The organism is Stenotrophomonas sp. YJH_SMC_19, from assembly GCF_059367915.1.
This window is the reverse complement of sequence record NZ_JCAFRI010000007.1, coordinates 136,566-156,994: the sequence shown is the minus strand read 5'-3', so window position 1 is coordinate 156,994 and position 20,429 is coordinate 136,566. Positions and strand designations below refer to the sequence as shown.

General features: G+C 67.1%; 16 protein-coding genes. 10 read left to right on the top strand and 6 right to left on the bottom strand.

Annotation, left to right across the window (positions count from 1 at the left end; all coding sequences use genetic code 11):
• The first annotated feature begins 134 nt into the window (after positions 1-134).
• The 6 genes from ykgO to AC5P5R_RS10260 all read left to right on the top strand — a co-directional run bounded on the left by ykgO (position 135) and on the right by AC5P5R_RS10260 (position 4,632).
• Complete coding sequence (gene ykgO, locus AC5P5R_RS10285; protein ID WP_005409283.1) at positions 135-260, top strand: type B 50S ribosomal protein L36; 126 nt, start codon at positions 135-137, stop codon at positions 258-260.
• A gap of 176 nt (positions 261-436) precedes the next feature.
• Positions 437-736 carry a hypothetical protein gene (locus AC5P5R_RS10280; protein WP_394253865.1) on the top strand — a complete coding sequence of 100 codons (300 nt, stop codon included), beginning with the start codon at positions 437-439 and terminating at the stop codon, positions 734-736.
• 39 nt (positions 737-775) lie between these two features.
• Positions 776-1,813: an agmatine deiminase family protein gene (locus tag AC5P5R_RS10275; protein ID WP_005409281.1), complete on the top strand. Its 1,038-nt coding sequence runs from the start codon at positions 776-778 to the stop codon at positions 1,811-1,813.
• A 161-nt stretch (positions 1,814-1,974) separates the two neighbouring features.
• Positions 1,975-2,862 carry a carbon-nitrogen hydrolase gene (locus AC5P5R_RS10270; protein WP_099497433.1) on the top strand — a complete coding sequence of 296 codons (888 nt, stop codon included), beginning with the start codon at positions 1,975-1,977 and terminating at the stop codon, positions 2,860-2,862.
• Between the two features lie 14 nt (positions 2,863-2,876).
• Entirely contained in the window at positions 2,877-3,407 is a 531-nt protein-coding gene (locus AC5P5R_RS10265) for a GNAT family N-acetyltransferase (RefSeq protein WP_005409279.1), read from the top strand.
• A gap of 4 nt (positions 3,408-3,411) precedes the next feature.
• Positions 3,412-4,632 carry a TraB/GumN family protein gene (locus tag AC5P5R_RS10260; RefSeq protein ID WP_005409278.1) on the top strand — a complete coding sequence of 407 codons (1,221 nt, stop codon included), beginning with the start codon at positions 3,412-3,414 and terminating at the stop codon, positions 4,630-4,632.
• 140 nt (positions 4,633-4,772) lie between these two features.
• Here AC5P5R_RS10260 and AC5P5R_RS10255 read toward each other — a convergent pair whose 3' ends face one another.
• From AC5P5R_RS10255 to AC5P5R_RS10245, 3 genes are read right to left on the bottom strand one after another with little or no spacing between them, the layout of a single operon-like run.
• The gene (locus AC5P5R_RS10255; RefSeq protein ID WP_495226373.1) at positions 4,773-7,859 is read right to left on the bottom strand and encodes an efflux RND transporter permease subunit; all 3,087 of its coding nucleotides are present in this window, start codon (positions 7,857-7,859) and stop codon (positions 4,773-4,775) included.
• Positions 7,856-11,377 carry an efflux RND transporter permease subunit gene (locus AC5P5R_RS10250; protein ID WP_164281507.1) on the bottom strand — a complete coding sequence of 1,174 codons (3,522 nt, stop codon included), beginning with the start codon at positions 11,375-11,377 and terminating at the stop codon, positions 7,856-7,858. The genes AC5P5R_RS10255 and AC5P5R_RS10250 overlap by 4 nt, the downstream gene beginning before the upstream one ends.
• Positions 11,374-12,525: an efflux RND transporter periplasmic adaptor subunit gene (locus AC5P5R_RS10245; protein WP_021204157.1), complete on the bottom strand. Its 1,152-nt coding sequence runs from the start codon at positions 12,523-12,525 to the stop codon at positions 11,374-11,376. The genes AC5P5R_RS10250 and AC5P5R_RS10245 overlap by 4 nt, the downstream gene beginning before the upstream one ends.
• 205 nt (positions 12,526-12,730) lie before the next feature.
• Between AC5P5R_RS10245 and AC5P5R_RS10240 the strand changes: the two genes are divergently transcribed.
• The gene (locus tag AC5P5R_RS10240) at positions 12,731-13,120 is read left to right on the top strand and encodes a c-type cytochrome (protein WP_005413034.1); all 390 of its coding nucleotides are present in this window, start codon (positions 12,731-12,733) and stop codon (positions 13,118-13,120) included.
• A 9-nt stretch (positions 13,121-13,129) separates the two neighbouring features.
• Entirely contained in the window at positions 13,130-13,591 is a 462-nt protein-coding gene (locus AC5P5R_RS10235) for a c-type cytochrome (protein WP_012479939.1), read from the top strand.
• Positions 13,592-13,772: 181 nt separating this feature from the next.
• On the opposite strand, the gene AC5P5R_RS10230 is transcribed toward AC5P5R_RS10235, so the two are convergent.
• The gene (locus tag AC5P5R_RS10230) at positions 13,773-15,650 is read right to left on the bottom strand and encodes an ATP-binding cassette domain-containing protein (RefSeq protein ID WP_049397764.1); all 1,878 of its coding nucleotides are present in this window, start codon (positions 15,648-15,650) and stop codon (positions 13,773-13,775) included.
• 150 nt (positions 15,651-15,800) lie between these two features.
• Positions 15,801-16,676 (bottom strand): LysR family transcriptional regulator, encoded by an 876-nt coding sequence (locus AC5P5R_RS10225; protein WP_038645894.1) that lies wholly within the window; start codon positions 16,674-16,676, stop codon positions 15,801-15,803.
• Between the two features lie 102 nt (positions 16,677-16,778).
• On the opposite strand from AC5P5R_RS10225, the gene AC5P5R_RS10220 reads away from it, so the two are divergent.
• Both AC5P5R_RS10220 and dbpA read left to right on the top strand, forming a co-directional pair.
• Positions 16,779-17,858, top strand: coding sequence for a YeiH family protein (locus tag AC5P5R_RS10220; RefSeq protein WP_012479937.1), 1,080 nt, complete (start codon positions 16,779-16,781; stop codon positions 17,856-17,858).
• Between the two features lie 148 nt (positions 17,859-18,006).
• Complete coding sequence (dbpA, locus tag AC5P5R_RS10215) at positions 18,007-19,383, top strand: ATP-dependent RNA helicase DbpA (RefSeq protein ID WP_329751579.1); 1,377 nt, start codon at positions 18,007-18,009, stop codon at positions 19,381-19,383.
• Between the two features lie 174 nt (positions 19,384-19,557).
• Here the strand turns inward: dbpA and AC5P5R_RS10210 are convergent, their stop codons facing one another.
• Complete coding sequence (locus AC5P5R_RS10210) at positions 19,558-20,094, bottom strand: adenine phosphoribosyltransferase (protein ID WP_005413028.1); 537 nt, start codon at positions 20,092-20,094, stop codon at positions 19,558-19,560.
• Positions 20,095-20,429: the final 335 nt, after the last annotated feature.

Below are 20,429 nucleotides of genomic sequence, written 5' to 3'. Positions count from 1 at the left end.
TTGTGCAACCACTTGAAACCACGAGGAAAAGCCCGGTAGAATGGCGGGCTTGAACGAGCGTCAACTGCCGATTGTCTTTCGCATATCGCGGCCACGCTCCACCCGAACAACTACTGTTTACGCCGAGGTATGCCATGAAAGTCCTGTCCTCCCTGAAGTCGGCGAAGGCCCGTCACCGCGACTGCAAGGTCGTCCGTCGTCGCGGCAAGATCTTCGTCATCTGCAAGTCGAACCCGCGTTTCAAGGCGCGTCAGCGCTAAGCCCAACAGCCTTCACGGCTGCGGCTGGCCCTACGCGGGGCCGACCCGATGCAAGAAACCGCCTTCGGGCGGTTTTTTGTTTATGCGGCTTTTTCCTGCTGATTTTGCTGTAATCGCCTTTCTTGACCACTGGGGAGTAGATCGAGATGAAGCGTTACCTGTCCGCCCTGGCCGTGATGGCCACCCTGGCCGCCGCCACACCGGCGCTGGCCGATACCCTGCTTGTCGACCGCGCCCGCGAGAAGCCGGCCGGTGCCCTGCCCGTGAGCGGCCAGAGCATGCAGCAGGTACAGGCGCAGTTCGGCGCGCCGAGCGAACAGCTGCAGCCGCGTGGTGGGCAGAAGCGGCAATGGCCGACCATCAACCGCTGGGTGTACCCGCAGTTCACCGTCTACTTCGAGAAGCAGAAGGTGATCGACGTGGTGGCCAACCAGGCGGACCCGAACGAAATCGGCCCGAAACCGCCGATCCGTTGATCCCTTTACCCGCCGTGGGCGGGCCTGTGTAGCGAGACCATGAACCAGACCCTTCGTTTTCCTGCCGAGTGGGAAGCCCAGAGCGGCGTCCTGATTGCCTGGCCCACCGCCGACACCGACTGGGCCGATCGCCTGGGCCAGGTGGAAGAGACCTACATCGCCCTGGTCGCGGCCATCACCCGCTTCCAGCCGGTGCTGATCTGCGTGGCCGACGACGATGTGGAGACCTATGCCGAAATGCGACTGCGCTCCAACCGCATCGACATGGACAAGGTCCACTTCACCACGGCCGCCTACGACGATACCTGGCTGCGCGACTCCGGCCCGATCACCCTGCGCCGTGCCGACGGCGGTTTCCAGCTGCTGGATTTCCGCTTCACCGGTTGGGGCGGCAAGTTCGACGCCACCCTGGATGACCAGCTGGTGGGCGTGCTGGACCACGCCGGCGTGTTCAACGACGCGCCGGTGCGCAGCATCCCGTTCGCGCTGGAAGGCGGCGGCATCGAGACCGATGGCGAAGGCACCCTGCTGACCACCTGGAAGTGCCTGCACGAGCGCCATCCGGACCGCGACCGCGCCAGCCTGAGTGCCGACCTGGCCGACTGGCTGCAGCAGGACCGCGTGCTGTGGCTGGACCACGGCTACCTGGAAGGCGACGACACCGACGCGCACATCGACACCCTCGCCCGCTTCGCCTCGACCGACAGCATCGTCTACCAGGCCTGTGACGACGAGAGCGACTCGCACTACGCCGAACTGCAGGCGATGGGCAACGAGCTGGCCGCACTGCGCACCAAGGATGGGCAGCCGTACCGCCTGTTCCCGCTGCCGTGGGCACAGCCGGTGATCGACGAAGGCCGCCGCCTGGCTGCGTCGTACGCCAACTACCTGATCGTCAATGGTGCAGTGCTGATGCCGGCCTATGGCGACCCGGCCGACGACCTGGCCCGCGATGTGCTGGCCCAGGCGCACCCGGGCCGCGAGATCGTGCAGGTGCCCTGCCGCTCGCTGATCTGGCAGAACGGCAGCCTGCACTGCATCACCATGCAGCTGCCGGAAGGGCTGTTGAAGGTCTGACGGTGGTGCCGGCCGCTGGCCGGCAACCCTGCACCGCCTGATGGATCCACGGGATTGCCGGCCAGCGGCCGGCACTACCGAGCGCACCCATTCAGCGCGCGACACGCCGTCGCCGCCCATCCGCGCTAACATGCTGGTTTTCCCCCGCAGGAACGCCCCGCATGAACTCGCGCAGCCCCCTTACCGTCGCCCTGATCCAGGAGCGCAACCACGGTGATGCCGCCGCCAACCTGGCGGTGATCGAAGCACGCGTGGCCGAGGCGGCTGCGCAGGGTGCCAAGCTGGTGCTGCTGCAGGAACTGCATAACGGTCCGTACTTCTGCCAGCACGAATCGGTGGACGAATTCGACCTGGCCGAGCCGATTCCGGGCCCCAGCACCGAGCGCCTGGGCGCACTGGCGAAGCAGCACGGCGTGGTGCTGGTCGGCTCGCTGTTCGAACGCCGCGCCGCCGGCCTGTACCACAACACCGCCGTGGTGTTCGAGAAGGACGGTACGCTGCTCGGCAAGTACCGCAAGATGCATATTCCGGACGATCCGGGCTTCTACGAGAAGTTCTACTTCACCCCGGGCGACATCGGCTTCGAGCCGATCGATACCTCGGTGGGTCGCCTTGGCGTGCTGGTGTGCTGGGACCAGTGGTACCCGGAAGCGGCGCGCCTGATGGCGCTGGCCGGTGCCGAACTGCTGCTCTACCCGACCGCGATCGGCTGGGACCCGGACGACGTGCAGGACGAGAAGACCCGCCAGCGCGACGCCTGGGTGCTGAGCCACCGCGGCCACGCCGTGGCCAACGGCCTGCCGGTGCTGAGCTGCAACCGCGTCGGCCACGAGGCCTCGCCGCTGGGCGCCTCCGGCATCCAGTTCTGGGGCAACAGCCACGTGCTGGGCCCGCAGGGCGAATTCCTGGCCGAAGCCGGCACCGATGCCACGGTTCTGCTGTGCGATGTCGACCTGCAGCGCAGCGAGCATGTGCGCCGCATCTGGCCGTTCCTGCGCGACCGCCGCATCGATGCCTACGGCGACCTGCTCAAGCGCTACATCGACTGAGCCGGAGCCCGCGCATGGCCGTCCTCATCCGTGATGCCGGCCCGGCCGACATCGCCGCGATCACCGCGATCTACGCGGTGGAAGTGACCGACTTCGTCAACACTTACGAGTACGACATCCCGGACGCGTCCGAGATGCTGCGCCGCATGCGCGACATCATCGACCGCGGCTTCCCCTACCTGGTCGCCGAGATTGACGGCCAGGTGGCCGGCTATGCCTACGCCAACACCTACCGCACCCGCGTTGCCTACCAGTGGACCGTGGAAAACTCGGTCTACGTCGATGCTGCGTTCCAGGGCAAGGGCGTTGGCACCGGCCTGCTGCAGGCGTTGATCGACGCCTGCGTGGCGCGTGGCTACCGGCAGATGGTGGCGGTGATCGGCGAACCGACCAATACCGCTTCAATCAAGCTGCACGAACGCTTCGGCTTCGAGCTGGTCGGCGTGTTCCGTGGCCTCGGCCGCAAGCATGGCCGCTGGCTGGATACCGTGCAGATGCAGCGCGCGCTCGGCGATGGCGCCGACACTGCACCTTCCAATGAATGAACCCATGACCGAAACCCTTCCCGAGACCGGCGACGACCTGTTCGCCGGCCAGCCGGTACGCGTTGTTGAACGCGACGGCGTGCGCTACACCCTGCTGGGCACCGCCCATGTCTCACGCGCCAGCGTCGAGGCGGTGGAAAAGGCCATCGACAGCGGCCGCTTCGATGCCGTGGCCGTTGAACTGGACCCGCAGCGCCTGCAGGCGCTGAGCGACCCGGACACGCTGGCCAAGCTCGACCTGGTCGAGGTGATCCGCAAGGGCCGCGTCGCCCTGTTCGCCGCCAACCTGGCCCTGTCCGCCTACCAGCGTCGCCTGGCCGAACAGCTGGACATCGAGCCGGGCGCGGAACTGAAACGCGCGGTGGAACTGGCGCGCGAACGCGACCTGCCGGTGCACCTGATCGACCGCGAGGTCGGCCTGACCTTCCGCCGCGCCTCGCAGCGGCTGGGCTTCTTCGGCAAGCTGAAGCTGGTTGCCGGTCTCGGCGCCGGCCTGTTCTCGTCCGAGGAAGTGGGCGAGAACGAGATCGAAAAGCTCAAGCAGGGCGACATGCTGGAATCGAGCTTCGGCGAGTTTGCCAGCGAGAGCCCGGCACTGTACGAGACCATCATCGGCGAGCGCGACCGCTACATGGCCACGCGCCTGCGCGAGGAACACAACCCGCAGCAGCGTGAAGTGCTGGCGGTTGTCGGTGCGGGTCATCTGGCAGGCTTGGCGCGTTACCTGGAAACCGACACCGAGGCACCGGCACCGCTGCGCGCCGAGCTGGAGGCGGTGCCGAAGAAGCGCAACATTCCGTGGTTCACGCTGGGCATCCTGGCCATCGTGGCGACCGGCATCGGCGTGGGCTTCTACCGCGGCGGCCTCGGCGTGGGTACCGAACTGCTGGCGACCTGGGCGATGTATACCGGCGGCCTGGCGGGCCTGGGCTGCCTGCTGGCAGGCGGCCACCCGCTGAGCATCCTCACCGCGATCGCGGTGGCCCCGTTCAAGCCGTTCCGCCTGAGCATCCCGACCGGCGCATTCTCGGCGCTGGTGGAAGCGCGCCTGCGCAAGCCGGCGTACGAGGACTTCCTGAAGCTGCGCGACGACGCGCAGAGCCTGAAGGGCTGGTACCGCAACCGCGTCACCCGCGTGGTGCTGACGTTCATGCTGACCAACATCGGCAGCATGCTCGGCCTGTGGCTGACCACCTTCAAGGTGTGGGGCAAGGTGGCGGGTTGATTGTTCCGTGTAGCGTCGAGCCAAGCTCGACTGCGCTCTGGTAGGTGCCAACCTTGGTTGGCACGCCATGCCCGGCAAAAAAAGGGGGAGGCCGCCCCACTACGACCGGCCTCCCCCACACCACAACACGTTGATGTGCATTACAGCCGGGCAGCGCCCGGCTCTACCATTTCCACTCCACGCGCGCGGCGGATCAACCGCGTCACGGCATTGCGCAGGTCATCCAGCACTGCATAGATGGTCGGCAGGAACAGCAGGCTGACCACCGTGGAGAACGCCAGGCCGCCGGCAATCGCGCGCGCCATCGGCGCGTACTCCGGGCCGTTGCCGAACATCTGCGTATTGGTCAGCGAGATCGGCACCATCGCCAGGATCGCCGTGCCCATCGTCATCATGATCGGGCGCAGGCGCTCGCGTGAACCCTCCACCAGCGCCTGCGTGCGTCCCATGCCGCCGCGCCGCAGGTTGTTGATGTGCTCGATCATCACGATGCCGTTGTTCACCACCACGCCCATCAGCACCAGGATGCCGATGAAGGACATGATCCCGAACGAGGTACCGGTGATCCAGAACAGCCAGAACACGCCGAAGATCGAGAACAGCACGCCGCTCATGATCGCCGCCGGGAACAGCAGCGACTCGAACACCGCCGCCATCACCACGTAGATCATCATCAGCGCGATCAGCAGGTTGAACACCATCTGCTGCATCGCTTCGTCGTCGTTGCCGTAGTCGCCGCCATCGAAGGTGAAGCCATAGCCGGCCGGGAAGTTCATCGGCTTGAGCACCGATTCCATCGCCTTGCGGCCATCGGGCGCGGTGACCTTCTCGGCCAGGTTGGCCTTGATGGTGAGCGTGGTCTGGCGGTTGGTACGACCGATCTGGGTCGCCGATGAACCGACGTCAACGGTGACCAGGCTCAGCAGTGGCACGCTGCGACCGTCGCCGGTGCGCACGCTGAAGCCGGCCAGGTCTTCCGGGCTGCTCTGCTCGGCGCCAGCGAAGCGCACCCATACCGGTACTTCATTGTCGCCGCGGCGGAACTCGCGCATCGGCGCACCGCGCAGGGCCAGGCCGACGAAGCTGGCGACCTGCTCGGCATTGAAGCCGAACGCCGCGGCGCGCTCGCGGTCGACGCGCACCTTCAGCTCGCCGCCCTTCTCGCCATTGTCGATGCGCACGTCGCGCAGCTCGGCACGCTGGGCCAGCAGCGGCACCACTTCCTGGCCGATCTCCTGCAGCATCGAACTGGAGTCGCCCACCAGCTGCACCTGCACGCCCTGGTTGCCGCCACCGCCGCCATCACCGCCCTGGTTGCCAACGAAGTAGTCGGTGCGGGCCGACTTCGGCAGGCCCTTGCGCAGCTCTTCCTGCAGCGCCTTGATGTCCTTGGCGTACTTCTCGTCCAGGGTGACCACGGTCGAGCTGCCTTCCTGCTCGCTGTACCAGGAGTACACCTGCTTGACGTGCAGGCGCTCGCGGTTGGCGTCGATCCAGTTCTCCACGCGCGCCACCTCCTCGGACATCTGCCGATAGGTGTAGGCGCCCTTCCACATGTAGCCGATGAAGATGTCCTTGCCGCCATCCCCACCGAACATGTCGACCTTGGTCAGCTTCATCGGCACCAGGCTGACCAGCACCACCAGCACGATGCCGAGCAGGCTCCAGCCGCGATGGTGCAGCGACCAGTCCAGCAGCATGGCGTAGCGGCGCTGCAGCCGCGCGATCAGTCCGGTCTGCGAGTGCACCAGCTTGGGCGTGGCCATGCGCGCGGACAGCATCGGGATCAGGCTGACCGCGACCAGCCAGGAGGCCAGCAGCGAGACCGAGATGGTGATCGCGATCTGCGCCATGAAGATGCTGATGTTGTTGGTCTCGCCAAACAGGTTCGGCACGAACACGATGCAGTGGCACAAGGTGCCAGCACTGAGCGCGATGGCCACGTTGCGGGTGCCGATGATCGAGGCCAGGCGCGGCTGTCCCGGCATGCGCTCGCGCTCCTGGTAGATGCTCTCCACCACCACCACGGCGTTGTCGACCAGCATGCCCACCGCCAACAGCAGGCCCATCATGGTCAGGATGTTCAGCGTCACCCCGACGAAGTACATGAAACCCAGGGTGATGGTGAAGCAGATCGGAATGGCCAGGGTCACCATCAGCGTGGACGGCCAATGGCGCAGGAAGAAGAACAGCACCGTGATCGACAGGATCAGGCCGACCGCACCGGCCTCGGCCAGTTCCAGCAGCGAGGAGGTCACCGCCTTGCCCTGGTTGTCGATCACCTTGATCTGCACGTCGCGCATCGACGCTTCGGCACGGATCGCTTCAACCTCGGCCAGCGCCGCGCGCGACACCTCCACCATGTTGGCACTGCGCTCCTTGAAGATATCCAGCCCGACCGCCGGGTTGCCGTCCAGGCGGCGCCCGTAGTTCATCCGCGCCGGCTTCAGGCGCACGTCGGCGATGTCGCCCAGGCGCAGGCCCTTGGCGTTGATCACCAGGTCGCGCATTTCCTGCAGGTCGGTGATCTCGCCCACCGGCTGCACGCGCACGCGCTGGCCGTTGTCGTCGATCTGCCCGGCCGAGATCGAGAAGTTCAGCGTGCGCAGGCGGTCACTCAGCTCGTTGATGCTCAGCCCATGCGCGTTGAGCCGGTTCGGATCAATGGCGATCTCCACCTCGTTCGGCGGCGCGCCGGTAATGTCGACGCGGGCCACGCCGGGGATACGCTCGATGCGCCGCTTGAACTCGCGGTCGAGCATGTCGTAAGCGGTGGTCAGGTCGCTGGTGCTGGCCAGGCGCACCTTCAGCACCGGCTGGTCGCTGCTGGACCACTTGAACACGTTGTAGCGCTGCAGGTCGTCGGGCAGATCGCTGCGGATCGCATCGATGCGTTCGCGTGCATCGGAGGCGGCGATGGCGATGTCGCGGTCCCAGTCGCTGAACTCGATGAAGATCAGCGCCGCCTCGGAGGTGGCCGACGAGCGCATGCGCTTGATGCCGGTCATCGTCGCCAGCGATTCCTCCACCGGGCGGATGATGGTCCGCTCCACTTCCTCCGGGGTTGAACCGGTGTACGGAATCTGCACGAACAGGAAGGGCGCGGAAATGTCCGGCAACGCTTCCAGCGGCAACCGGAACGAGGCGATCAGGCCGATCACCACCAGTGACACGAAGCACATGATGGTGGTGACCGGGCGGCGGATGGAGAACTCGGCAACACTCATGCCGGCTCCTCCGCACCCGCCGCGCTGCCTGCTGCGCCCGGCTCGATCTCGCCGGCGTGCTTGCGGCCACGCTCGCGGTAGTAGGCGTCACCACGGCGGTCCATCAGGTCGTAGACCACCGGGATCACCAGCAGGGTAAGCAGGGTCGACACCAGCAGGCCACCGATCACGGTGATCGCCATCGGCGCGCGTACTTCGGCGCCCTCGCCCATCGCCACCGCCAGCGGCAGGAAGCCGAACAGCGTGCACAGCGTGGTCATGATGATCGGCCGCAGGCGCGAGCGTGCACCTTCCACCAGCGCCTCGTGCTTGGCCACGCCGGCCTCGCGCAGCTGGTTGACCTTGTCGATCAGGATGATCGCGTTCTTGGTGACCAGGCCGACCAGCAGGATCAGGCCGATGAACACCACCACCGAGATGGGCTTGCCGGTCAGCATCAGTGCCAGGATCGCGCCGACCAGCGCCAGCGGGATGGTGAACAGGATCACGAACGGATGCAGCAGCGATTCGAACTGCGAGGCCATCACCAGGTAGACCAGGAAGATCGCCAGGCCGAAGGCGAAGATCAACGACTTCGCCGCCTGCGCCAGCTCCTCGCCCTGGCCACCGATGTGCAGGCCGACACCCGCGCCCAGCGGCTGTTCGGCCACCATCTGCTGCACTTCGCGCATGGCCGCGCCGAGGTCGATGTCGCGCAGGTTGGCCGAGACCACCGCAACGCGGGTCTGGTCGGCGCGATGGATCTCGCTGGGGCCAGTGGTGGCAACCACGTCGGCCACCGCATCCAGCGTGACCGGCCGGGTGCTGCCCGGATTGACGATCAACCGGCGGATGCTCTCCACGCTGGCGCGGTCGCCTTCCTGGGCACGCACCAGCACGTCGATCTTGCGGTCGCGGAAGCTGTAGCGGGTGGCCACGTCGCCACGCACCTTCTTCACCACCACGTCGGCGATCTGGCGGGTGGTCAGGCCCAGCGCACCGGCACGTTCCTGGTCGAAGCGGATCTGGATTTCCGGGAAGCCCTCTTCCACCGTGGACTTCACGTCGGCGTAGTGCGCATTGCCACGCAGCATCGCCGCCAGGCGCTGGCCAGCTACTTCCAACGTCGCCATGTCCTGCCCGCGCAGCTCGATTTCCAGCGGCGTGGAGAAGCTGAACAACGCCGGCCGCGCGAAGTCGACCTGTGCCCCCGCGTGCTGGCCCATGCTGTCGCGCAGGCGCTCGGTGATCTCCGCTTCGGTGCGTGCATTGCCGCCGCCTTCCATCACCACGGTCAGCTTGCCGATGTTCTCGCCGCTCTCGGTCGGGCTGGCATCCAGGCGGGTGCCGCTGCCACTGACACCGTACAGCGAGGCCACGCCCTCGCCGTTGCCGTGGGCCAGCTGCAGCTCGCGCACCAGCGCATCGGTCTGCTTGAGCGGTGTGCCGGCCGGCAGCTTCACCGTCATCTCGAAACGGTCCTGCGCCAGCTGCGGGATCAGGTCGGCACCGAGCATCGGCACCAGCGCCATGGTCGCCACGAAGATGATCGTGGCCACGCCGAGCACCTTGCCCGGATGGGCCAGCGCGCTCGGCAACAGGCGCAGATAGCCGCGCTCGGCACCGGCGTAGGGCTTCATTGCCAGGTCGCTGGCCTTGCGCATCACCGGGCCGACCACGGCCACGACGCCCCGCCACGCACGCACGACCAGCAAGGCCAGCGCATAGAAGCTCCAGCGCGCGGTTGCGACGGCACCACGACGGCCCAGCGCCACCGGCTTCTGCCAGCGGTTCTGCGGCTGCCACGGTTCGTTCGGCGCCTCTTCCGGGAATGCCAGCGGCGGCCGGCCCTTCAGCGAGCTCAGCATCGGAATCAGCGTCATCGATACCAGCAGCGAGATCGCAATGGCGATCGCCACGGTCAATGCCTGGTCGCGGAAGAGCTGGCCGGCGATGCCATCGACGAACACCAGCGGCAGGAACACGGCGATGGTGGTCAGGGTCGAGGCGACCACCGCCATGCTCACTTCGCGGGTACCGACGATCGCTGCCTGCAGGACGCCCAGGCCACGCTCGCGGGCCTTGGCAATGCTCTCCAGCACCACGATCGAGTCGTCCACCACCAGGCCGGTGGCCAATGCCAGGCCGCCCAGCGACATCACGTTCAAGCTGAGGCCGAGCTGGCCCATGAAGAAGAAGGTGGCGATGATCGAGACCGGCAAGGACAGGCTGATCACGAACGTGCTCCAGCCATCACGCAGGAACAGGAAGATGATCAGGATCGCCAGCAGGCCACCGATCACCGCATCCTTCTTGACGTCGGCGATGGCGTGCTCGATGAAGCGCGACTGGTCCTCGATGGTGGTCATCTCGACGTCGGACGGGAACGTGCCCTTGATCTGCTCCAGGCGCTTGCGCAGCGCTTCGGCGGTGGAGACGGTGTTGGCGTCGCCTTCCTTGTAGATGGCCAGTTCAACCGATTCCTTGCCGCCCAGGCGGATCACCGCTTCGCGTTCCTTGTAACCCTGGCGAACGGTGGCCACGTCCTTCAGGCGCACCGGCACGCCATTGGCGACCACGCTGGAGCCACCACCGGACGATGCGCTCTGCGCCGCCGAAGCCGCCGCGATGGCTGCGGCCGAACCGGTCGACGCGGCGATGTTGAACATCTGCTGCAATGCCGAGTCGGCTGCACTTCCGTTCGAGCCCTGGGTGGTGACCAGCAGGTTGCGGATCTCCTCCAGGTCGGCGAACTGGTTGACGGTGCGCACCAGGAAGCGCTGCGACCCCTCCTCCAGGCGACCGCCGGAGATGTTGATGTTCTCGTCCTTCAGGCGCTTGATGACGGTGTCGATCGGCAGGTTCAGCTGGGCCAGCTTCTGCTGGTCGATGTCGACCTGGATCTCGTCTTCCAGGCCGCCGCCGACCTTGACCGCTGCCACGCCGGCAACCGGCTCCAGCTTCTTCTTCAGGTCTTCATCGGCATAGCGGCGCAGGCCGGTCAGCTCGCGGACCGCATCGGCATCGCTGGTCGGCGCCACCTTGTTCGACAGCACCAGGCGCATGATCGGCTCGGTGGACGGATTGAAGCGCAGCAGCACCGGGGCCTTGGCCTCCAGTGGCAGGTTCAGCGCTTCCATCTTGTCACGCACCTCCAGGCTGGCCTGGTCCATGTTGGTGCCCCAGGCGAACTCCAGCACCACGTCGCTCTGGCCGGTTCGCGAAACCGACTTCAGCTTGCGCAGGTTCTTGACCACGCCGACCGCCTCTTCGACCGGCTGGGTGATCAGGGTTTCGATTTCGGTCGGCGCCGAACCGGTGTACTCGGTGCGCACGGTCAGCGTCGGGTAGCTCAGGTCGGGCAACAGGTTGACCTTGAGGTTGCCCAGCGCGATCAGGCCGAACAGCAGCAGGGTGACCGTGCACATGGCGATGGTCACGCGGCGGCGGGTGGCGAATTCCACCAGGCCGCCGCGCATGCCGGCGGCGGCGCCATCGCTCGCCGGCGAGGCACCGTGGTCGTGGCCCGGGGCGGTCATTGCTTGCTCCCGGCCTTGTCTGCCGGCTTGGCGGCCGCTGCGACCGTCTTCGCCTTTGCCTTCGGATCGGCGATCACCTGCACCGCGGTACCGTCGCGCAGCGCGACCTTGCCGGCGGTGACCACCTGATCACCGGCCGCCAGGCCATCACGGATCTCCACCCACGGGCCCTCGGCGTAACCCAGCTTGACCGGAACACGTGCGACCTTGCCTTCGCGCACCCGGAACACCGCCGGCTCACCGTCGTCGAGCAGCGCCAGGCGCGGCACCACGAGCGCATCGGCACGCTGGTCGTAATCGATGCGGATGCGCCCGAACATGCCGGGCTGCAGCGCGTGCGCGGCGCCATCGAAGGCGCTGACCACGCGAAACGTGCCGCTGCCCGAATCCACCACCGGCGCGATGCGATCGACGGTGCCGGTGAAGCTCTGGCCCGGCAGCGCATCGGCGGCCAACGTCACCGGCTGGCCGGCACGCAGCGTGGCCAGCTCGCGTTCGGGCACGTTGAGGGTGGCTTCCAGGCGCGAGTTGTCGACGATGCGGAAGATCGGCGTGTTGATCTGCACGAAGTTGCCGGTCTTGATCGAGCGCGATGCGATCACGCCGGAAATCGGCGCCACGACGGTGGTGTAGGACAGCTCCAGCGTCGCCAGACGGTACTGCGCACGGACGTTTTCCAGATCAAAGCGCAGCTGGTCGACATCGGCAGCACTGACCATCTGCTGACCAACCAGTTTCTGTGCACGCTGGTAGTTGTTTTCCAGCTTGCGCATCTGCGCTTCGCTCTGGGCTACGGCCAAGCGTGCGCGGTCCGGGTCCAGGCGCACCAGCGGCTGGCCGGCGGTGACCCGCTGGCCTTCCTCGACCAGCACCGCCAGCGCCACACCGGAGGTCTTGGCCACCACCTGCGACTCGGCGCGCGGTTCCAGCGCGGCGGTGCCTGTGTAACTGGCCGCGACCGCGCGATGGCTGGCCACGGCCACTTCGACCGGGACCGCATCGACCTTCTTCTCCTCCTTGGTCTCGGCGGCCTTGGCTTCGGAATTGGGCCCTGCGGCGCAACCGCCCAGCAGCAGGGAGGTGGAGATCAGCAGTGCGGCAGCGCAGATTCCGCTGCGACGGCCGGACAGGAAGGTTGGGTGCGACATCGTCAGGTCCCTGGAGGATGCGTGGACAGGTGTGGTAGCAAAGTAATGCACCACTTCACGGCAACACCATATCCCAAAGGTCATGGTGTCTTCACGCCGCTGGTCGGCCCGACCCCATTTCAGCTAGATGAAACCTGAGGCTATACTCGGGGCGTTCCGTACCCCACGCCGGAACGACCAGACCCGAATCCCCGGAAACGACACCATGCGCCCGCAGCCGCTCGCCGCTTGTCTCGCTCTGGCCGTCCTCCTGCCCCTTGGGGCCGCCGCACAGCCCGCTCCTGCTCCTGCCACACCCGCTCCGGCCCCGGCTCCTGCCGCCGCGCCGGCGCCTGCCGCGCCCACCGGCAACTTCGACAATGGCCGCGTGCTGGCCTACACCTGCCAGGGGTGCCACGGCATCACCGGCTACAAGAACGCCTACCCCAGCTACCGGGTGCCGAAGATCGGCGGCCAGACCCAGCAGTACCTGGCCCAGGCCCTGACCGAGTACCGCCAGGGCAAGCGCCGGCATCCGACGATGCAGGCGCAGTCGATGAGTTTCAGCGAACAGGAGATCGCCGATCTCTCTGTTTACCTGTCCACCGTCAAGTAAGGCCCGCCCATGTCGAAAGCCGCGCATCCGCTGCGTCACGCCATCGCCCTGTCCGTTGCCCTGCTGCTGGCGGCCTGTTCACAGTCGCAGGTGGAAAACAGCGAGACATCCGCCGCCGACCCGGGCCATGCCAGTGGCGAACACGGCTCTTCTTCTTCGGCTGGCCTGCCTGCAGGTCGCGAGGCCGCCGGTGAAGCCCGCGCCAAGGTGAAGGGCAAGGCCACCAACCAGAGCTGCATCGACTGCCACGGGGCCGATGGCAATGCGCCGATCGATCCGACCTATCCGAAGCTGGGTGGGCAGTACGGTGACTACCTGGCGCATGCGCTGCAGGCCTACCGCGCCGGTGACCGCCAGCACATGTTGATGACGCCACAGGCGAAGGACCTGAGTGATCAGGACATCGCCGATCTGGCGGCGTATTTCGGCAGCCGGCCGAGCCAGCTGCGGGATCTGCACGGGGTCAAATGACCGCAGGCCCCGGTGGGTGCGGATCGTTGATTGGTAGGTGCGGACCGTTGGTCCGTACGGAGGTGTAACCGGCTTCGGTGGGTGCGGACCTTGGTCCGCACTGATGCCACCATCCACGCATGGCGTGGATCTACTGATTCTCGACTCGATCAATCGGCGCACTGCTGGCGCCGACCGATACTCAGCCTTCCAGCTCTTCCCAGCGCGCGTAAGCGGCATCCAGCTCGGCCTGCACCTTCGCCAGCTGCTGGGTGTGCGCGGTCACTTCGGCGCTGCTGCGGGTGTAGAACGACGGGTCGTTCATCGCCGAGGTCAGGCCTTCGACATCGCCTTCCAGCTTCTCGATGGTCTTCGGCAGCTGCTCCAGTTCGCGCGCTTCCTTGTAGGCCAGCTTGCGCTTGGGTGCGGCAGGTGCCGCAGCTGCAGCCGGTGCGGCGGCGGCCGGTTTGGCTGCCGGAGCCGCGGCAGGCGTCGCCACGCTGGCCGCATAGCGCTGCCAGTCGCTGTAGCCGCCCACGTACTCGCCGATCACGCCATCGCCCTCCATCACCAGCGTGGAGGTGACCACGTTGTCGATGAAGTCACGGTCATGGCTGACCAGCAGCAGGGTGCCGGTGTATTCGCCCAGCAGCTCTTCCAGCAGCTCCAGCGTTTCCACGTCCAGGTCGTTGGTCGGTTCGTCCATCACCAGCAGGTTGGACGGCTGCGCGAACAGCTTGGCCAGCAGCAGGCGGTTGCGCTCGCCACCGGACAGGCGGGTAATCGGCGCACGCGCGCGCTCCGGGGTGAACATGAAGTCCTGCAGGTAGGCATGCACATGCTTGCGCTTGCCGTTGAACTCGAGGAAATCGCGGCCTTCGGCGACGTTCTCGATCGCGCTCCAGTCTTCGCGCAGCACCGCGCGGTACTGGTCGAAATACGCGATCTGCAGGTTGGTGCCGGCGTTGACTTCGCCCTTGGCCGGCTGCAGTTCGCCCAGCAGCAGCTTGAGCAGCGTGGTCTTGCCGCTGCCGTTGGGACCGATCAGACCGATGCGGTCGCCGCGCATGATGGTGGTGGTGAAATCGCGGACCATGGTGCGCTCGCCGAAGGCGAACGAAATGTCCTTGACATCGATGACCTTCTTGCCGGAACTGACGCCCTGTGCGGCTTCCATCTTGACGTTGCCGCTGAGGTCGCGACGCTGCGAACGCTCCACGCGCATCGCCTTCAGGCGGCGCACGCGGCCTTCGTCGCGGGTGCGACGGGCCTTGATGCCCTGCCGGATCCAGACTTCTTCCTGCGCCAGCAGCTTGTCGAAGCGGGCGTTCTCCTGCGCCTGCGCGTTGAGGCGCTCTTCGCGGCGGCGCTCGTAGTTGGCCCAGTCGCCTGGCCAGCTGGTGACTTGGCCGCGGTCGATCTCGACGATGCGGGTGGCCAGGGCACGCAGGAAGCGACGGTCATGGGTGACGAACACCACGCTGCCGCTCCAGCCCTTCAGGAACGCTTCGAGCCAGTCGATGGCCTCGATGTCCAGGTGGTTGGTCGGTTCGTCCAGCAGCAGCACATCGGGGCTGGACACCAGCGCGCGGGCGAGCAGCACGCGGCGCTTCATGCCGCCGGACAGGCGGCCGAACTCGGCCTCGCCATCCAGGTCGAGCTTGGTCAGGGTTTCGCTGACGCGCTGGTCCAGGCCCCAGCCGTTGGCGGCATCGATCTTGGCCTGCACGTTGCCGAGGGCTTCGCCATCGAAGACTTCGGCATGGCTGAGGTGGTGGAATTCGGCCAGCCACTGGCCCAGCTCGCCAAGGCCGTCGGCGACGACGTCGAACACCGAGCCGGCCGCGCCGTGCGGCACTTCCTGCTCCAGGCGGGTGACGCGCACGCCCTGCTGCACGCGGACTTCGCCGTCATCGGGCTTGTGGTCGCCGGACAGCAGCTTGAGCAGGGTGGATTTGCCGGCGCCGTTGCGGCCGATCAGGGCGATGCGTTCGCCCGGCTCGATCGACAGTTCGGCCTTTTCCAGCAACAACGGGCCGCCGACGCTGAAGTCGACGTTCTGCAGAGTAATCAGAGGCATCCGGATATTGTACGGGTTGGGGGCGTCGGCCGGGTTGCACCCGGCACCCGCGGTAGTGCCGGCCGCTGGCCGGCAACGTCAACGGCAACGTCAAAAGCTGGTTTCCTGTGGGATGGCGGGATGGTTGGAATCGACTGGGGATCTGATGGCTTATTCCACGTCCCCCAGCAGCGCCTGCAACCCCGGCAGCCACTGCTTGCCGGGATGCCGTACCAGCCACAGCGTGCGCTGCAGGGCCGGCAGCGGGGTTTCGAGCACGCGCAGGCGGCCCAGGGCCAATGGCTCTTCCAGCGCGTGACGCGAAAGACAGGCCAGGCCGAGGCCGGCGATGGCGGCCTGCTTGATTGCTTCGGTATTGCCCAGCTGCAGGGTCTGGGCGAAGCCACGCAGGTGCGGCAGCAGCGCCTGTTCGACGGCTTCGCGGGTGCCGGAGCCTGGCTCGCGCAGCAGCCAGCGTGCGCGGCGCAGTTCGTCCAGCGACCAGCTGGCGGGGGCATCGGCGGCAGCCACGATCACCAGCGGGTCCTGCTGCCAGGCGGTCACCTGCAGGCCGCGCTCGTGGCACGGGCCTTCGATCAGGCCGGCGTCCACGTCCAGGCGCTGCACGGCAGCGACCACGCCGGCACTGTTGTCGATGCGCAGGTCGACCTCGGCCTGCGGCGCCTGGCGCAGCAGTTCGGCGATGCGTGGCGGCAGCAGGTAATTGCCGATGGTGGTACTGGCGGCCAGCACCAGCCGCAGCGGTGCCCCCTGCGATGGGTCGCCGCCGGCGGCCAGCTGACGCTCCAGGTCGGCGGCGTTGACCAGCAAGGTGCGCGCCGGCTCCAGCAGTGCGCGGCCATGCCCGTTCAGCGCCAGACGGCGGCCGATGCGGTCGAACAGCGGGGTGCCGAAGTGCGCCTCCAGCTCCTGCAGGGCGGCGCTGCTGGCCGACTGCGAGAGCGCAATGGCCTGGCCGGCAGCGGTGGTGCTGCCATGGTCGGCGATGGCGACGAAGACCTGCAGCTGGCGCAAGGTCAGGCGCATGGCACTTACCTTCTTGATGGGTAGGTTTCACCCATATTATTCGTTTTACAGGTCAGCGACAGACGCGCACGCTTGCCCCATCACTCCAGCCTTGCCCCTGCCATGAATGCCCCTGCCCTCTCCCCCTGGTCCCTGCCCGCCTTGCGCCAACGCTGGCAGCCGCGTCTGCCCGGTCTCGTGCTGGTAGGCCTGATCGCGGCGGCGTCGCTGTATCTGGCCGAGCTTCCGTGGCTGCAGGCACATGGCTTGAGCGCGCTGACCGTGGCGATCGTCGCCGGCATCGTGGTCGGCAACACCTTCTACCCGCGGCTGGCACCGGGCAGCGCGGCCGGTGTCGGCTTCTCCAAGCACTGGCTGCTGCGCGCCGGCATCGTGCTGTACGGGCTGCGCCTGACCTTCCAGGACATCGGCCATGTCGGCGTCACTGGCGTGCTGATGGACGTGCTGGTGGTTGCCAGCACCTTCGGCCTGGCTTGCTGGCTGGGCGTGCGCGTGTTCAAGATGGAGCGCGAGGCAGCCATGCTGATCGGCGCTGGCAGCGCGATCTGCGGTGCGGCAGCGGTGATGGCCGCCGAGCCGGTGGTGCGTGGCCGCGCTGCGCATGTCACCGTCGCGGTCTCGACGGTGGTGGTGTTCGGCACGCTGGCGATGTTCCTGTACCCGGCGCTGTATGCACTGGTGCAGTCGCACGGCTGGCTGGCAATGGACGCGCGGCAGTACGGCCTGTTCACCGGTGCGACGGTGCACGAAGTGGCACAGGTGGTGGCGGCCGGCCGTGCGGTCAACGAAGCGGCAGCTGACACGGCGGTGATCACCAAGATGGTGCGGGTGATGCTGCTGGCGCCGTTCCTGATCGCGCTGTCACTGTGGCTGGCCCGTGGCGGCAAGGCCAGCGCCGATGGCAGCAAGGCGCGCATCGTGGTGCCGTGGTTCGCGTTCGGTTTCGTGGCCGTGGCCGGTTTCAACTCGCTGCATCTGCTTCCGGCCGGCCTGCAGGCCGGGCTGGTGCAGCTGGACACGGTGCTGTTGGCGATGGCGATGGCCGCGCTGGGCCTGACCACCCACGTCTCGGCGCTGCGCCAGGCAGGACTGAAGCCGCTGCTGCTGGCGCTGATCCTGTTCGCCTGGCTGCTGTTCGGTGGCCTGGCAATCCACCAGGGTGTGCTGGCGGTGCTGGGCTGATCAGGAGCGTGCCGACCAGGGTCGGCACCTGTAGATTCACGCCGTGCGTGGATGACGACTCCGACGGGGTCAGAGCCCTTTCCTGCGGAAAGGGATCCGTCCCCACCCCATTGGGCGGGACCGGCCGTGCAGGCAGGTACAATGCGCCATGACTGACTTCTCGACCCTGCCGCTGAGCCCGGCCCTGCAGCCCGGCCTGGATGCCCTCGGCTATACCACCCTCACCCCCGTGCAGGCGCAGAGCCTGCCGGCCATCCTGGATGGCCGCGATGTAATCGCACAGGCACCCACCGGCAGCGGCAAGACCGCCGCCTTCGGCCTGGGCCTGCTGCAGTCCATCGACCCCAGCCTGATCCGCGTGCAGGCGCTGGTGCTGTGCCCGACCCGCGAACTGGCCGACCAGGTCGGCAAGCAGATCCGCAAGCTGGCCACCGGCATCCCCAACCTGAAGCTGTTGCTGCTGGTCGGCGGCGTGCCGCTGGGCCCGCAGCTGGCCTCGCTGGAAGGCCATGACCCACACGTTGTGGTGGGCACGCCCGGCCGCGTGCAGGAGCTGGCACGCAAGCGCGCGCTGAATCTTGGCGCGGTGCGCACGCTGGTGCTGGACGAGGCCGACCGCATGCTCGACATGGGCTTCGAGGAGCCGATCCGCGAGATCGCCGGCCGCACCCACAAGGACCGCCAGAGCCTGCTGTTCTCGGCCACCTTCCCCGACAGCATCCGCGCCATGGCGCGTGACCTGCTGCGCGATGCGGTGGAAGTGACCGTGGAAGGCGCCGACCAGGCACCGGCCATCCGCCACCTGTTCTGCGAGGTGGAACCGGCGCATCGCCAGAAGGCGCTGGCCGGCCTGCTGCTGAAGTACACGCCGGAATCGGCGGTGGTGTTCTGCAACACCCGCAAAGACGTGGACGCAGTAGCCAACTCGCTGCAGCAGTTCGGCTTCTCCGCGCTGGCCCTGCATGGCGACATGGAACAGCGCGACCGCGAGGAAGTGCTGTTGCTGCTGGCCAACCGCAGCTGCAACGTGCTGGTGGCCAGCGACGTGGCCGCACGTGGCCTGGACGTGGAAGATCTGGCGGCAGTGATCAATTACGAGCTTCCGACCGACGTGGAAAGCTACCAGCACCGCGTCGGCCGTACCGGCCGTGCCGGTGCCAGTGGCCTGGCGATCAGCCTGGTGGCCGGCCGCGAGAAGACCCGCGCCGAAGCCATCGAAGCGCAGATGGGGCAGCCGCTGGACTGGCAGAAGACGCCGCTGGCAACCTCGCGCCCGGCCGAACTGCCGCAGGCCGCGATGCGCACGCTGCGGATCGACGGTGGCAAGACCGACAAGCTGCGCCCAGGCGACATCCTCGGTGCGCTGACCGGTGATGCCGGCCTGTCGAGCAAGTTCATCGGCAAGATCGCGATCTTCCCGACCCGCTCCTACGTGGCGATCGCGCGCGAGCAGGCCAACAAGGCCGTGGCGAAACTGGAAGCCGGCAAGATCAAGGGCCGTCGTTTCCGCGTGCGGATGATGTGATTGAAGCAGCGTTGCCAACCACGGTTGGCAATGATCTGACCTGGTAGTGGCCAACCTTGGTTGGCCCATCCGTGGCGTCAATCGCGAAAAGCGCTGCCAACCAAGGTTGGCAACTACCGGTTCCCGGCCATTCGCTCTGGTAGATGCCAACCTTGGTTGGCACCTGCCCTTCGATCAGAACACCAGTTCGGTGTGCAGCGGCAGATCCGATTCCCAGCGGGCGCGACCACCCAGGCCGTCCAGTTCGACCAGTACGCCGGCACCGACCACGTCAACGCCCAGGCGGCGCACCAGCGACAGCGCAGCGACCAGCGTGCCGCCGGTGGCCAGCACGTCGTCGATGATCGCCACGCGGGCCCCGGCCGGCAGGGCGTCGGCGTGCACTTCGATGCAGTCACTGCGGTATTCCAGCGTGTATTCCTCGCGCAGCACCTGTCCCGGCAGCTTGCCCGGCTTGCGCACCGGCACGAAGCCCACGCCCAGTTCCAGCGCCATCGCGGCGCCGAGGATGAAGCCACGCGATTCGATACCGATCACCGCGTCCAGCTTCTGGTCGCGCCAACGGTCGGCCATCGCGGTGATGGCACCGCGGAAGTCCTCGCCATGGGCGAGCAGCGGCATGATGTCCTTGAAGAGGATGCCGGGCTTGGGGAAGTCGGCGATGTCGCGCAGGCGGGAGGCCCACTGCGGAGCGACGAGGGCGTCGGTCATGTCACGTTGGCTATCTGATGGCGGCATAGGGTACCTGTTCCGGGCGCCGGCTGCCTGTTGGGGGTGTTCGGCCGGGCTGCGCCCGGCACCTGCGGTAGTGCCGGCCGCTGGCCGGCAACCTCAACGGCAACAGCAAGGGCAACAGCAAGGGCAACAGCAACAGCAAGCGCAACAGCGGGTTTCCTGTGGGATGACGGGGTGGGTCCGGTTGCGGGAGACGCCGTAAACCCGTCCGTGGGGGCTTGGCCGCGGCTTGCTCGTGTGCGCTGTCCTGCGCACACGGCAAGACCGGGGTTGGGCGTCCTGCCCAACCCGCCCGAGGCATGCCTCGGGCC